Raw genomic sequence first — 12,936 nt, 5'->3', positions numbered from 1 at the left:
AAAGAGAGATTTGTACGCTATTTTAGATATTGAAACTACTGGGGGAAAGTATAACGAAGAAGGAATTACAGAAATTGCTATTTATAAATTTGATGGTCATCAAATTGTAGATCAGTTTATTAGTTTGGTAAATCCTGAAAGAGAAATTCAAGAGTTTGTTGTTAAACTAACAGGTATTAATAACAAAATGCTTCGAAATGCACCTAAATTTTATGAAATAGCTAAGAGAATTGTTGAAATTACTGAAGGCTGCTTTATCGTTGCTCACAATGCTAGTTTTGATTATAGAATTTTACGAACAGAATTTAACCGCTTAGGATACGATTTTAAGCGAAATACGTTGTGTACCGTAACACTTAGTAAAAAACTTATTGAAGAAGCTCCTTCGCACAGTTTAGGCAAATTATGTAGATTTTTAGGTATTCCAATGTCTGATCGTCATAGAGCAACAGGTGATGCACTCGCTACCATTCAGTTGTTTAAGCTATTATTAGAAAAAGATACCGAAAAGGAAATTATTCAACAATCGATAAAATACCACGATAATCGACACGAAAAATTCCGAATTCAAAAAATATTAGATAGTTTACCCGAAAAAGAAGGTGTGTTTTATGTACACAGTAAAGAAGGAACTATTATTTACTTAGGTAGAGGTAAAAATATGAAGCAAGAAGTTAATAAGCTCTTTTTAAAAGATACCAAAAAAGGTATAAAAATAGTAAAAAGGGCGAGTAAAGTAACTTACGAAGAAACAGGAAACTTATTGTTTACACGCCTAAAATATCATTTAGAGTTAGAAAAGTTAAGACCAAAATTTAATATTGTTAGAAAGCGAAAAATTACTGATAAAAACTTTAATCATGATCATATGATTATTGTAGATAAAGGTAGAATTCCTGAAGAACACGCGGTAATTTTAATTGAAAATAATGAAGTACAAGGTTATACGTATACTAATTTGGCGTTTCAAGAAAACCAACTATCAATATTAAAATCAATGCTGACTTCTATTGAAAATAAAGAGTTAGCAAAAACAATTATTAAAAATTACCTACTTAAAAACAAGGTGTCTAAAATAGTACGATTACAAGTTGAAAATAATTTGTAATATTGTTATAAATCATTCAAAAACTTACTCTTTTGGATAAAAAACCACGTAATTGGAAAGAAAAATTGCATGAAGTAATTTATGAAGCTGACACCCCAGCAGGTAAATGGTTTGATATAATTTTATTAATTGCAATTTTAGCTAGTATAGTATTGGTCATGTTAGAAAGTGTTGAGAGTTTTGATAACAAACATCATGATTTTCTTAATATTTCAGAATGGGTGATAACAATATTATTTTCTATTGAATATATTTTACGGATAGTAACTATACAAAAACCATCAAAGTATATCTTTAGCTTTTATGGTGTTATAGATTTTTTATCCACTATTCCTAAATATTTATCCCTGTTTTTCGTCGGGTCACATAGTTTAGTAGCACTACGAGCCTTACGGTTGTTACGAGTTTTTAGGGTTTTAAAAGTATCTAGGTATATTGGTGAATCTAATCAATTAATCAAAGCTCTAAACGCTAGTAAAGCCAAAATTGGTGTTTTTCTTTATTTTGTATTAATTATTTGTATCATTTTAGGTTCAGTAATGTATTTTATTGAAGGTGCTGATAATGGTTTTACAAGTATTCCTAGAAGTATTTATTGGTCTATTGTAACACTTACTACCGTTGGTTATGGTGATATTGCTCCGCAAACACCTTTAGGACAATTTATTGCAAGTATTACGGTTATTATCGGTTATGCTATCATTGCTATACCTACAGGAATTGTAAGTTCTGAAATGACTAAAAAAAAGATCGAATTAAATACTCAATCTTGTCCTAATTGTTCTTATGATGGGCATAAAGATGATGCAGAATTTTGTTATCATTGCGGAACAAAACTGAATTAAATGCCGCAAGAAAACACCTTAATAACAATTGTCGGAGCCACTGCTATTGGTAAAACTGCATTGAGTATAAAATTAGCACAACATTTTAATTGTGATATCATTTCTTGTGATTCTCGTCAGTTTTATAAAGAAATGACTATAGGGACAGCAGTTCCAGATTCTGATGAATTAGTCGCTGCTAAACACCATTTTATTCAGAACAGAAGTGTTTTTGAAGATTATTCGGTCGGGCATTTTGAAAAAGATGCTTTAACTAAATTAGAAGAGTTATTTACTAAAAACCCAGTTCAAATAATGGTTGGAGGTAGCGGATTGTATGTTGATGCTGTTTTAAAAGGTTTTGATGAATTTCCTGATGTTGACTCACAAATTAGAATTGAGTTAACTCAAGAGCTTGAAAACAGAGGGATTGAGGATCTTCAACAACAGTTAAAAGAATTGGATATTGAAACCTATAATACCATTGCTGTTGATAATCCTCATCGTTTAATTAGAGCTTTAGAAATTTGTATTGGAACCGGAAAAACTTATAGCTCTTTTAAAAATAAACCAAAAACACCACGCAATTTTAAATCTATAAAAATTGGTTTAAAAGCTGATAGAGAAATTATGTACGATCGTATTAATCGTCGTGTAGATATTATGATTGAAAGTGGTTTGATTGATGAAGCTAAACAACTGCATAAACATAAAGAATTAAATGCGTTACAAACGGTTGGCTACAGAGAATTATTCGAGTATTTTGAAGGTAATTTCACAAAAGAATTTGCTATTGAGGAAATAAAAAAGAACTCTCGAAGATTTGCCAAACGACAAGGAACTTGGTTTAGAAAAGACAGTGAGATTATTTGGTTTGATTTTCAAGAAGAGGTCAAAAATATTATCAAAACGATAGAAACTAAACTTTAACGAATTTTAAGTATACTAGAAAATTCACTTTTATATATTTGTCGAAAACATAGAGAAACATGAAATTAAAAACCACCTTTATTATAGCTTTATTTTTTGTTGGATTTGCTAACGCCCAAACTAAAGTTGGTACAGTCAATAGTGACCTAATTATTGGTAAAATGCCACAAATGAAAGGAGTTTTACAACGAGTAGAAAATTATGGAAAAACATTAGATTCTACCTTTCAAATAAAAGCTACTGAATACAAAGCAAAAGTTGATTCTTTTAAAGCTGAAGACAAGATTATGACTGAAGATGATAGAAAAAATAGAATAATCGAACTTCAGAAAATGGAGCAAGAAATGGCTAAATTCCGTCAAAACGGAAGCGCTATGATTCAGTTACAAAGAGAGCAAAGCTTACGTCCGTTATATAAAAAGATGAGTGAAGTTATTGCTGAAGTAGCTAAAGAAAATGGGTACACTCAAATTTTAACAACAAATACCAATCAGTTTGAATATATTGATGAACGTTTTGATATCACCCAATTGGTTTTAGATAAACTAGGAATTAAAGAGTAATTCTTTATGTATCAAAAACAAAAAGATTTACAATTACAATACGAAGGATTTTTACAAACACCTTTTCTATGGTACGGAAAAGGTGTTTTTGGTTTACAACAGTTTGTGCCTACTACAAATCAAACCACTTCTTTTGCTAAAGAGATTACACAAAAATTGCGTTTGGGTAAATTAGTAGAACGTTTTGTTTCTTTTGAATTAGAACAAGATGATTCAATTTCTATTCTTGCTGAAAACATTCAAATTCAACAAGAAAAAATTACTTTAGGAGAGTTAGATTGCATTTTACAACAAAATGAAAACTATATTCATTTAGAAATTATTTATAAATTTTATTTGTACGATGCTTCTGTTGGAAACTCAGAAATTGAACATTGGATTGGGCCCAACAGACGAGATTCTCTTATTCAAAAGGTTACCAAATTAAAAGAAAAACAGTTGCCACTACTCTACTCTAGCGAAACAAAAAAATATTTAGAAAAAGTAAATTTATCAACCGATAATATTCAGCAACAAGTGTATTTTAAAGCACAATTATTTGTTCCTCTTAAAGATATAAAGAAAGATTTCCCTGATATAAATAACGAATGTATTTATGGGTTTTATGTCCATAAAGATGAATTAAAACAGTTCTCTGACTGTAAATTTTACATCCCTAACAAACATAATTGGTTGGTAAATCCGCATTCAAATGTAAATTGGTTGAATTTTGATACTTTCCAAATCAATCTTCAGCAATTTTTAGAGGAAGAGAGCTCTCCTCTTTGTTGGCTTAAAAAAACAAACGGAGAATTGCTTAAATTTTTTGTGGTTTGGTGGTAGCTTTCAATTTAGAAATTCGTTTTCTAGAAGTAATAAAATAAACTCCAGATAATAAAACTACAGATGCTATCACCGATTGAGTTGTTAAGTTTTCATCTAAAAAATACCATCCTAAAAGCAACGCAACTACAGGATTAACATACGCTGAAGTGGATACTTTTTCAGCAGAAACTACTTTTAGTAAATAGTTAAATGCAGTAAATGCAACAATACTACCCAAAACAATTAATAATACCATTGAACCTTGCGCTTTTAGTGACCAATTTAATGGAGAAGACCACGATTCATTAAGTAAAAATGAGCTTACAAATAACAATCCGCCAGCAATTAACATTTGATATCCTGTACTTACAAAAAAGTTTTTTGGTAAGGTAGCCTTTGCTACAAAAACACTACCATAACTCCAACTTAAAATACAAGAAAAAATCATGAATATGCCTATTAACATGTCTTTTGAAGTGGTAATTTCATTTTGACTGACCAACAAATACATTCCAATAATTCCAAGTACAACGCCAATTATAGATTGTCGTTGCATTTTTTTACCGTCTAGTAAGCGTAAAAGAAATAAGACAAACAAAGGTTGTGTAGATGCTAATAAAGCTGCAAAACCGCTATCAACAAATTTTAATGCCCAAACAAACATACCGTTACCATACACTAAAAATAAAAAACCTGCAATAGCAGAATTCACCAATTCTTTTTTAGTGAGTTTTATTGATACTTTTAAGAATTTAGCAATTAGCATAATTAATGCTCCTGATATAGAAAAGCGTATAGCAGCCAATAATAATGGAGAAACTTCAGTAACAACTATTTTATTTAATAAATACGTTGATCCCCAAATGATATAAATTGCTATAAAAGCAGTGATGATTAATGGTTTAGACTCTTTCATTAAAATTGGTTTATAGTAAGCTTTCTAAATAATGCTGTTCTATTTGATAAGCGCTTTTTAAATCAGATATTTTTAAATCTATACGTTCAGTATTTACTTTTTTAGATGATTTAGCTCCAATTAGCATTACATTTTTACGTGTGTGCTCGTTGCTAATAAATTCAAAAACTTTGGTATTGTACTGGTTCTTTTCTAAAATCAAAGCACGAATGGTATCTGTAACCATTTCGAATTGACGCTCTTTAAAAATTCCATATTTTAACAAAGGACTCTCCTGCTCTTTTCCTTTTACTTGCTTACGGATTTGCTTATGACAACAAGGAGCGCAAATAATTAATTCCGCTTTTGCAATCAATCCTTTATAAATAGCATCATCAGTAGCGGTATCACAAGCATGTAAAGCGATTAAAATATCAATCTTATCGTTATCATATTCTTGAATAGGTTGTGCCACAAAAAGTAGTCCTTTAAAATTGCATTTTTTGGCAATATCATTACAGTAGTTTACTAAACTTTCTCTAAGTTCGATACCAGTTACACTTGCTGTATATCCTTTTTGATTTACCAAATAATCGTATAAGGCAAAAGTTAAATATCCTTTACCTGAGCCCATATCAACAATATTGATATGATTTGGAAGTTTAACCGATTGTATTTGAGCTTCAATAATTTCGAGATACTTATTTATTTGACGGTATTTATCTGCCATTTTAGGAATTACTTTTCCTTTTGCATCAGTAACTCCTAAATGATATAAATACTCGCTATTTTCAGCTCTTTTTTCTTTTGGTTTGTCGTGTGTTTCGGGTAGTTTATTTTTAAAACTTGGTTGTGAAGTTTTATAACTTACTTTTTTCTTTTTTGATATAAAAACCAACAAATCATTACTTAATGCAAATAAAGTAGCTGCTCTAAATTTTTCTGAAAGTAAATTTATCAACTCTTCAATACTTTCTTCAAAACTGTAATTTTTAACTTGATCGTTTGTATTGTATCTATATAAAAACTGAAAGTGTAATTGACCTCTTAACTCTATTTGACGAACGTAAACATTTGATAATTCATCACTTTTACGAATAGGTTTGCTTAATGTAAGTTTTACAAAATCGTTTTTTTTAATGCTGTTTTGAAACTCGGTAAGTAACTGATGTAAATCTTCTCTCATACTGCAAAAATAGCTAATTATCAAAATCGAATTAAAATCATTAGGTTTAAAATGTAAAAATCAGTTGTTTATTTAATTTTTATTAAATTTATAAACCATCAAAAAAATAAAATCATGAAAAAAATAGCGTTGATTATATGGGTTATTCTTTGTAGTGTTAGTGTTAATGCTCAAAAGAAAAGTTTAAAACTAAAAAATGTTGATGATAAGTATAAAAACTTCTTTTTTAGATCTCCTCAAAAATATAACAATCAAACAGTCGATTTTAAAGTTGATAAAATAGCTTTTTCTTCGAGTTATAAAGGCTCTAAATTAAAAAATGCGTATCAGATAGCTTTTTATGGTAAAGTAAATAACCAAAAAGAACAAATAGTATATAATGCTGAAAACATAGATGAAATTAGATATTACCAACATCTTTTTAAAGGAAATTATTCCAAAGTCTTATTAGTTCAACATAGTTATAAGGTTGGTTCTAAAACATATTATGACACCTCTATTTCAGTTGAGCATTAATTTCGGTTTTTTAAAACGGCTTCAATTTCAGATAAGCTAAACCCTTTGGTTTTCAGTAAAATTAAATAGTGATATAATAAATCTGCTGCTTCGTTTTTAAACAAATCGTCGTTAGTGTCTTTAGCTTCAATAACTAATTCTACAGCTTCTTCTCCTACTTTTTGCACTACTTTGTTAATTCCTTTTTTATATAATTGATTGGTATATGAGTTTTCATCATTAGTGTCTATTCGATTATGAATAATACTTTCTAACTGGTACAAAAAACCTTTAGCTTCATCTTTTCCAAAGCAAGAAATAGTTCCTTTATGACAGGTTGGTCCTTCAGGTGTTACTTTAATTAATAAAGTATCATTATCACAATCTACTTGAATATCTTTTACCCATAAAAAATTACCTGAAGTTTCCCCTTTTGTCCATAACCTATTTTTACTTCTACTAAAGAAAGTTACTCTGCCTTCTTCTTTTGTTTTAGTGAATGCTTCTTCGTTCATATAACCTAGCATTAACACTTGTAATGTTGTTTTATTTTGAATAATTACGGGAACTAATCCGTTTCCTTTTGTAAAATCTATTTTCATCTAATAGGTATATTTTTATTTTTTAATTCATTTTTTAATTGTGGAATTGGAATTTCACCAAAATGGAAAATACTAGCGGCTAAACCAGCATTTACTTGTGTTTTAGTAAATACTTCTGTAAAATGTTGGGTTTTTCCAGCACCCCCAGAAGCTATTACAGGAATGTTTACTAGCTCACTTACAGCTTTAGTTGTTTCAATATCAAATCCGTTTTTAGTGCCATCGCTATTCATAGATGTTAACAGAATTTCTCCTGCACCTAGTTCCTCAACCTTTTTAACCCATGCTAAGGTTTCTAACTCGGTTTCATAGGTTCCTCCTTTTATAAAAACTTTCCATTTTCCGTTAACAAGTTTTGTATCGATAGCTACGACTACAAACTGACTTCCAAAACGGTTTTTTAAATCGGTAATCAATTGTGGATTCTTTACCGCCAAAGAATTAATACTTATTTTATCTGCTCCTGCTTGTATTAACGCTAAAGCATCTTCAACAGAGCTAATACCTCCTCCAACAGTAAATGGAATATTGATTTCCTTAGCAATTCTTTCTACCAATTTCACCAAGGCTTTCCTGTTTTCAAGTGTAGCAGTTATATCTAAAAAAACTAGTTCATCTGCTCCTTCAATAACATATCTTTTTGCTAATTCAATAGGATCACCTGCATCTTTAATATCAACAAAATTTACACCTTTTACTGTTCTCCCATCTTTTATATCTAAACAAGGAATGATTCTTTTCTTTAACATAATTTCTGTAATTCTTTTAAAGTTATTTTTCCTTCGTATATAGCTTTTCCTATAATAACACCTTCGCATCCAATCTCTTCAACTTTGTATAAATCATCTATACTAGCAACCCCACCACTAGCTATAAGATTAACAGCTGTTTTACTTAAAATTTCTTGATACAAATCATTTGAAGTTCCTTGTAACATTCCGTCTTTAGCAACATCTGTGCAAATAACATTTTGTACTCCTATTTCTTCATAGTCATAAATAAAATCTACCACATCAACTTGAGAAGTTTCCGTCCAACCATGTGTTGCTATGTTTCTGTTTTTGCAATCAGCTCCTAAAATAATTTTTTCACTTCCGTACTTAGACAACCAATTAATAAACATCGCTGGATTTTTAACCGCAATGCTACCTCCTGTTATTTGACTTGCTCCGTTTTCAAAAGCTATTCGCAAATCTTCATCTGATTTTAAACCTCCACCAAAATCTATTTTTAAGTTGGTTTTAGATGCTATTTCTTCCAAGACTTTATAGTTAATTATTTTGTTTGATTTTGCTCCGTCAAGATCTACTAAATGCAAATATTGAATTCCGTTTGCTTCAAATTCTTTCGCTACTTCTAGCGGGTTTTCATTATATATTTTTTTGGTTGTATAATCTCCTTTTGTAAGACGTACACATTTACCTTCTATAATATCTATTGCAGGTATGATTCTCATTTTTTTGTTGTGATATGATTCTGAAACAAGTTCAGATTGATGTTATAGTTCTAAAAAGTTTTTTAATAATTGTTCTCCAACACTAGCAGATTTTTCTGGATGAAACTGCATTGCATAAAAATTATCTTTTTGCATTACCGAGCTAAATTCTTTAATGTAATTGCAAGTAGCAATAGTTTCATTACAAGTTTCAGCATAATATCCATGCACATAATACAAGTCGTCCTCTAAATTTATTTTTTTTAGCAAAGGCACTTTTTTGATTTTAGAAAAACTATTCCAACCCATATGTGGTACTTTATCTTTTGGTGGGAATTGTTTGGTTACTGTATCAAAAATTCCTAAACAGGTTGTGTTTCCTTCTTCTGATGATTTACACATCAACTGCAACCCCAAACAAATACCTAGTACTGGTTGTTTTAGTGATAAGATAATATCATTTAATTTCCTTTCTTTTAGATAATTCATTGCTGAACTTGCTTCTCCAACTCCAGGAAATATTACTTTATCTGCTGTTTTTATTTCTTCTGGGTTATCTGTAATAATACTTTCATATCCCAAACGCGAAATAGTATTTTGTACGGATCGGATATTACCAGCATTGTATTTTATAATTGCAATCATTTTATAAAACTCCTTTAGTTGATGGTAAAATCATCTTATCAACATCTCTTTTAACTGCCATTTTTATGGATTTTGCAAATGCTTTAAAAATAGCTTCAATTTTATGGTGCTCGTTGGTTCCTTCTGCTTTGATGTTTAAATTGCATTTAGCGCCATCGGTAAATGATTTAAAGAAGTGATAAAACATTTCTGTTGGCATTTTACCAACCATTTCTCTTTTAAAATCAGCTTCCCACACTAACCAATTTCTTCCACCAAAATCAATAGCTACTAGAGCTAAGCAATCATCCATAGGTAAACAAAATCCGTAACGTTCAATTCCTAATTTATTCTCTAACGCTTTATTAAAAACTTCACCCAATGCTATAGCCGTATCTTCAATAGTGTGATGTTCATCCACTTCTAAATCGCCTTGTACTTGAATATCCAAATCCATTTGTCCGTGACGTGCAATTTGATCTAACATATGGTCAAAAAATGCAATTCCTGTATGTATATTACTTTTTCCAGTTCCGTCTAAATTTAACTGAATAGCAATGTTGGTTTCATTGGTGTTTCTAACAATAGTAGTAGTTCTATCTTTGAGTTTTAAGAATTCATAAATTGTATTCCAATCATTGCTTTCTAGAGCGATAAACTCCTCTAAATCATTTAATTTTACCGTGATTTCGCCTGGACCTAAATACGTTTCATCATTTATATAAATGGCTTTCGCTTTTAAATTTTTAGCTAACTCAACATCGGTTAATCGATCTCCAATTACAAACGAATTTTCTAAATCATACCCCGAGGAAAAATATTCAGTTAACAATCCTGTATTAGGCTTTCTTGTTGGTTGGTTGTCTTTTGCAAATGTTTTATCTATAAGCATATTACTAAAAACAATTCCTTCTTGTTTGAATGTATTCATTATAAAATTTTGAACAGGCCAAAAAGTATTTTCTGGATACACTTCTGTTCCCAATCCGTCTTGATTGGTTACTAAAACCAATTCATAATCCAATTCTCTGGCTATTTTTCCTAATCCTTGAAAAACCTTTGGATAAAACTCTAATTTCTCAAAAGAATCTACCTGATAATCTGCAGGTTCTTTTATAAGGGTTCCGTCTCTATCTATAAATAATACTTTTTTCATATTTCTTGTAGTGTTATTAAGGTGTTGATGAGTTTTTGGTTTTCTTCTGGACTTCCAACGGTAATTCTTAAACAGTTGTTTACCAAACTGTTTCTATTTCTGGTAACTATTTTTTTAGCTACTAACTCTTTATACAATTGATTTGCATTGTTAACTTCAATTAAAATAAAGTTTGTTTCGGTTGGAAAAATTTTTGTAACGAATGAATTTTTTTGCAATTCAGTTATTAACTTTTCTCTTTCTTTTAAGATGATGTTTTTCTCTATTTCAAACTGAGTTAAGTTTTCTAATTTTTTCAGTACAGCTTCTTCATTTAATGTACTTACATTATAAGGCGGTTTAACTTTGTTGTATAGATTGATAATCTCTTTGTTAGCATACGCTACTCCTACCCTAACGCCTGCCAATCCCCATGCTTTGCTAAAAGTTTGGCTTACAATTAAATTCGGATAGTTCTCTATTTCAGAAATAAAAGAAACTTTGGTACTAAAATCTATATATGCTTCATCAATTATTACAATTCCGTTAAAGTTGTTAAGAATGTACTCGATATCTTCTTTGTTGATACAGTTTCCTGTTGGGTTATTTGGTGAACAAATAAATAGCAATTTCACATCATCCATTTCTAGATAAGGTTGCAATTGATTTAAATTTATTTGAAAATCAGACAGTAAATGTTGCTTTATCAATTCTACATTATTAATAGCTGCAGAAACATCATACATTCCGTAAGTAGGAGAAAATGTTAGTGCTTTATCTTTTCCGGGTTCACAAAAAATTCTGAAAGCTATATCTATTACTTCATCACTTCCATTGCCTATAAAAATTTGATTTATTGATGCTTTTTTTATTTCTGAAAGTTTTGTTTTTAAGCTTAATTGCAAAGGATCAGGGTATCTATTATACTTTCCAAACGGATTTTCATTCGCGTCTAAATACACTTCAGCAGTACCTTTAAATTCATCTCTTGCTGATGAATAGGGTTTTAATTGCTGAATAGTTGGTCGTACTATATTTTTTAAACTAAACATTATTAATTTCTTTTAATCTAAGTGTTACTGCGTTTTTGTGAGCTTGCAAACCTTCAGCTTCTGCCATAAGTTCAATGGCATTTCCAATACTTTTAATCCCCTCTTTTGTTACTTTTTGAAACGTGATTTTTTTTACAAAACTATCTAATGAAACACCACTATAACTTTTAGAGAATCCGTTAGTAGGTAGTGTATGATTTGTACCACTTGCATAGTCACCAGCGCTTTCACAACTATAATTCCCTAAAAAAACAGATCCCACATTTTTTATTTTATCAATACAACTATCAGCCAAATTTGAAGCAATAATTAAATGCTCAGGAGCATATACATTGCTAAATTCAAAACAAGATTCAATATCTTCTAAAACCAAGCAAAAACTGTTTTCAATTGCTTTTATAGCAATGTCTTTTCTTGGTATATCTTCTAGTTGTTTATTAAGTTCTGTAACCACATTTTGAGCTACCGTATTAGAAGTGGTAACCAAAATTGATTGACTATCAACTCCGTGTTCTGCTTGAGATAGTAAATCGGCAGCTACAAATGCTGGTTTCGATGTTTCATCTGCAATAACCAATACTTCGCTTGGTCCTGCGGGCATGTCAATCGCTATTCCATCTTGTTGCACAAGCTCTTTTGCTTTGGTTACAAATTGATTTCCTGGTCCTAATATTTTGTACACATTCGGAATCGTTTCTGTACCATAGGCCATTGCTGCGATTGCTTGTGCACCTCCTACTTTAAAAATTTTGGTGACTCCTACCAATGAAGCTGTATATAAAATTACGGGATTTATTTTTCCATTTTTGTTAGGAGGTGTACATAAAATGATTTCTTCACATCCTGCTAGTTTTGCAGGAATACCTAACATTAAAATTGTTGAAAACAAAGGTGCTGTTCCTCCTGGAATGTATAATCCTACTTTTTCAATAGGAACACTTTTTCTCCAACAAGTTACACCTTCAGTTGTTTCTATTTTAGTTTCTTTTTCTTTTTGAGAGCTGTGGAATTTTTCAATGTTTGAGTTTGCTAATCGTATTGCTTGTTTTAATTCTTCTGAAACTAAATTTTTAGCATCTTCAATTTCATTTTTAGTTACGCTAAAAGAACTTAAAGAAACATTATCTAATAATTGAGAGTACTTCTTTATTGCTTTGTCTTTATTAAGTTTTACATCATTTATGATAGTTTGTACAGTTTCTCCTAACCCTTGTTTATTGATTGTAGCTCTTGTACTTAACGACTCCCAAGTTGATTTTTTTGGGTTGTTTATAATTCTCATC

General features: G+C 30.2%; 15 protein-coding genes. 6 read left to right on the top strand and 9 right to left on the bottom strand.

From position 1 onward, the window contains the following. Positions 1-10 precede the first annotated feature (10 nt). The 5 genes from ACKTST_RS06600 to ACKTST_RS06580 are packed head-to-tail and all read left to right on the top strand — an operon-like array spanning position 11 to position 4,247. Entirely contained in the window at positions 11-1,108 is a 1,098-nt protein-coding gene (locus ACKTST_RS06600) for an exonuclease domain-containing protein (protein WP_408046959.1), read from the top strand. 32 nt (positions 1,109-1,140) lie between these two features. Further along, a complete protein-coding gene (locus tag ACKTST_RS06595) occupies positions 1,141-1,953 on the top strand; it encodes an ion transporter (RefSeq protein WP_408046958.1) in 813 nt (270 codons plus the stop codon). Beyond that, positions 1,954-2,862 carry a tRNA (adenosine(37)-N6)-dimethylallyltransferase MiaA gene (gene miaA / locus ACKTST_RS06590; protein WP_408046957.1) on the top strand — a complete coding sequence of 303 codons (909 nt, stop codon included), beginning with the start codon at positions 1,954-1,956 and terminating at the stop codon, positions 2,860-2,862. A 59-nt stretch (positions 2,863-2,921) separates the two neighbouring features. After that, complete coding sequence (locus ACKTST_RS06585; protein ID WP_408046956.1) at positions 2,922-3,425, top strand: OmpH family outer membrane protein; 504 nt, start codon at positions 2,922-2,924, stop codon at positions 3,423-3,425. Positions 3,426-3,431: 6 nt separating this feature from the next. Then, complete coding sequence (locus ACKTST_RS06580; protein WP_408046955.1) at positions 3,432-4,247, top strand: DUF1853 family protein; 816 nt, start codon at positions 3,432-3,434, stop codon at positions 4,245-4,247. Here ACKTST_RS06580 and ACKTST_RS06575 read toward each other — a convergent pair. Together ACKTST_RS06575 and ACKTST_RS06570 are read right to left on the bottom strand one after the other, a co-directional pair. Next, positions 4,222-5,145, bottom strand: coding sequence for an EamA family transporter (locus tag ACKTST_RS06575; protein ID WP_408046954.1), 924 nt, complete (start codon positions 5,143-5,145; stop codon positions 4,222-4,224). The two genes, ACKTST_RS06580 and ACKTST_RS06575, sit on opposite strands and share 26 nt — an antisense overlap. Before the next feature lie 10 nt (positions 5,146-5,155). Continuing rightward, positions 5,156-6,310, bottom strand: coding sequence for a class I SAM-dependent methyltransferase (locus ACKTST_RS06570; protein WP_408046953.1), 1,155 nt, complete (start codon positions 6,308-6,310; stop codon positions 5,156-5,158). A gap of 114 nt (positions 6,311-6,424) precedes the next feature. On the opposite strand from ACKTST_RS06570, the gene ACKTST_RS06565 reads away from it, so the two are divergent. Continuing rightward, entirely contained in the window at positions 6,425-6,826 is a 402-nt protein-coding gene (locus ACKTST_RS06565; RefSeq protein ID WP_408046952.1) for a hypothetical protein, read from the top strand. Here ACKTST_RS06565 and hisIE read toward each other — a convergent pair. The 7 genes from hisIE to hisD are packed head-to-tail and all read right to left on the bottom strand — an operon-like array spanning position 6,823 to position 12,935. After that, a complete protein-coding gene (hisIE, locus tag ACKTST_RS06560; protein WP_408046951.1) occupies positions 6,823-7,407 on the bottom strand; it encodes a bifunctional phosphoribosyl-AMP cyclohydrolase/phosphoribosyl-ATP diphosphatase HisIE in 585 nt (194 codons plus the stop codon). The genes ACKTST_RS06565 and hisIE overlap by 4 nt on opposite strands. After that, positions 7,404-8,156, bottom strand: a complete 753-nt coding sequence (gene hisF, locus ACKTST_RS06555) for an imidazole glycerol phosphate synthase subunit HisF (RefSeq protein WP_408046950.1) — start codon at positions 8,154-8,156, stop codon at positions 7,404-7,406. The genes hisIE and hisF overlap by 4 nt, the downstream gene beginning before the upstream one ends. After that, positions 8,150-8,863 (bottom strand): 1-(5-phosphoribosyl)-5-[(5-phosphoribosylamino)methylideneamino]imidazole-4-carboxamide isomerase, encoded by a 714-nt coding sequence (hisA, locus tag ACKTST_RS06550; RefSeq protein WP_408046949.1) that lies wholly within the window; start codon positions 8,861-8,863, stop codon positions 8,150-8,152. Before hisA ends, hisF begins: the two co-directional genes overlap by 7 nt. Positions 8,864-8,905: 42 nt before the next feature. Next, positions 8,906-9,487 carry an imidazole glycerol phosphate synthase subunit HisH gene (hisH, locus tag ACKTST_RS06545; RefSeq protein ID WP_408046948.1) on the bottom strand — a complete coding sequence of 194 codons (582 nt, stop codon included), beginning with the start codon at positions 9,485-9,487 and terminating at the stop codon, positions 8,906-8,908. 1 nt (position 9,488) lies between these two features. Continuing rightward, the gene (gene hisB, locus ACKTST_RS06540; protein WP_408046947.1) at positions 9,489-10,622 is read right to left on the bottom strand and encodes a bifunctional histidinol-phosphatase/imidazoleglycerol-phosphate dehydratase HisB; all 1,134 of its coding nucleotides are present in this window, start codon (positions 10,620-10,622) and stop codon (positions 9,489-9,491) included. Then, positions 10,619-11,653: a histidinol-phosphate transaminase gene (gene hisC, locus ACKTST_RS06535; RefSeq protein ID WP_408046946.1), complete on the bottom strand. Its 1,035-nt coding sequence runs from the start codon at positions 11,651-11,653 to the stop codon at positions 10,619-10,621. The genes hisB and hisC overlap by 4 nt, the downstream gene beginning before the upstream one ends. Further along, a complete protein-coding gene (gene hisD, locus ACKTST_RS06530; protein ID WP_408046945.1) occupies positions 11,646-12,935 on the bottom strand; it encodes a histidinol dehydrogenase in 1,290 nt (429 codons plus the stop codon). The genes hisC and hisD overlap by 8 nt, the downstream gene beginning before the upstream one ends. Position 12,936 lies beyond the last annotated feature (1 nt).

It is taken from the genome of Tenacibaculum crassostreae (genome assembly GCF_964512405.1).
Taxonomy (GTDB): Bacteria; Bacteroidota; Bacteroidia; order Flavobacteriales; family Flavobacteriaceae; genus Polaribacter; species Polaribacter crassostreae.
The sequence above is the reverse complement of the archived record's forward strand: the minus strand, read 5'-3'. Positions and strand labels throughout refer to the sequence as shown.

Coding starts and splice junctions, on each gene's coding strand:
- hisH (WP_408046948.1), bottom strand. CDS start 9,487: ATGATTGCAATTATAAAATACAATGCTGGTAATATCCGATCCGTACAA.
- hisA (WP_408046949.1), bottom strand. CDS start 8,863: ATGAGAATCATACCTGCAATAGATATTATAGAAGGTAAATGTGTACGT.
- miaA (WP_408046957.1), top strand. CDS start 1,954: ATGCCGCAAGAAAACACCTTAATAACAATTGTCGGAGCCACTGCTATT.
- ACKTST_RS06585 (WP_408046956.1), top strand. CDS start 2,922: ATGAAATTAAAAACCACCTTTATTATAGCTTTATTTTTTGTTGGATTT.
- hisD (WP_408046945.1), bottom strand. CDS start 12,935: ATGAGAATTATAAACAACCCAAAAAAATCAACTTGGGAGTCGTTAAGT.
- hisB (WP_408046947.1), bottom strand. CDS start 10,622: ATGAAAAAAGTATTATTTATAGATAGAGACGGAACCCTTATAAAAGAA.
- hisF (WP_408046950.1), bottom strand. CDS start 8,156: ATGTTAAAGAAAAGAATCATTCCTTGTTTAGATATAAAAGATGGGAGA.
- ACKTST_RS06570 (WP_408046953.1), bottom strand. CDS start 6,310: ATGAGAGAAGATTTACATCAGTTACTTACCGAGTTTCAAAACAGCATT.
- ACKTST_RS06580 (WP_408046955.1), top strand. CDS start 3,432: ATGTATCAAAAACAAAAAGATTTACAATTACAATACGAAGGATTTTTA.
- hisIE (WP_408046951.1), bottom strand. CDS start 7,407: ATGAAAATAGATTTTACAAAAGGAAACGGATTAGTTCCCGTAATTATT.
- ACKTST_RS06575 (WP_408046954.1), bottom strand. CDS start 5,145: ATGAAAGAGTCTAAACCATTAATCATCACTGCTTTTATAGCAATTTAT.
- ACKTST_RS06565 (WP_408046952.1), top strand. CDS start 6,425: ATGAAAAAAATAGCGTTGATTATATGGGTTATTCTTTGTAGTGTTAGT.
- hisC (WP_408046946.1), bottom strand. CDS start 11,653: ATGTTTAGTTTAAAAAATATAGTACGACCAACTATTCAGCAATTAAAA.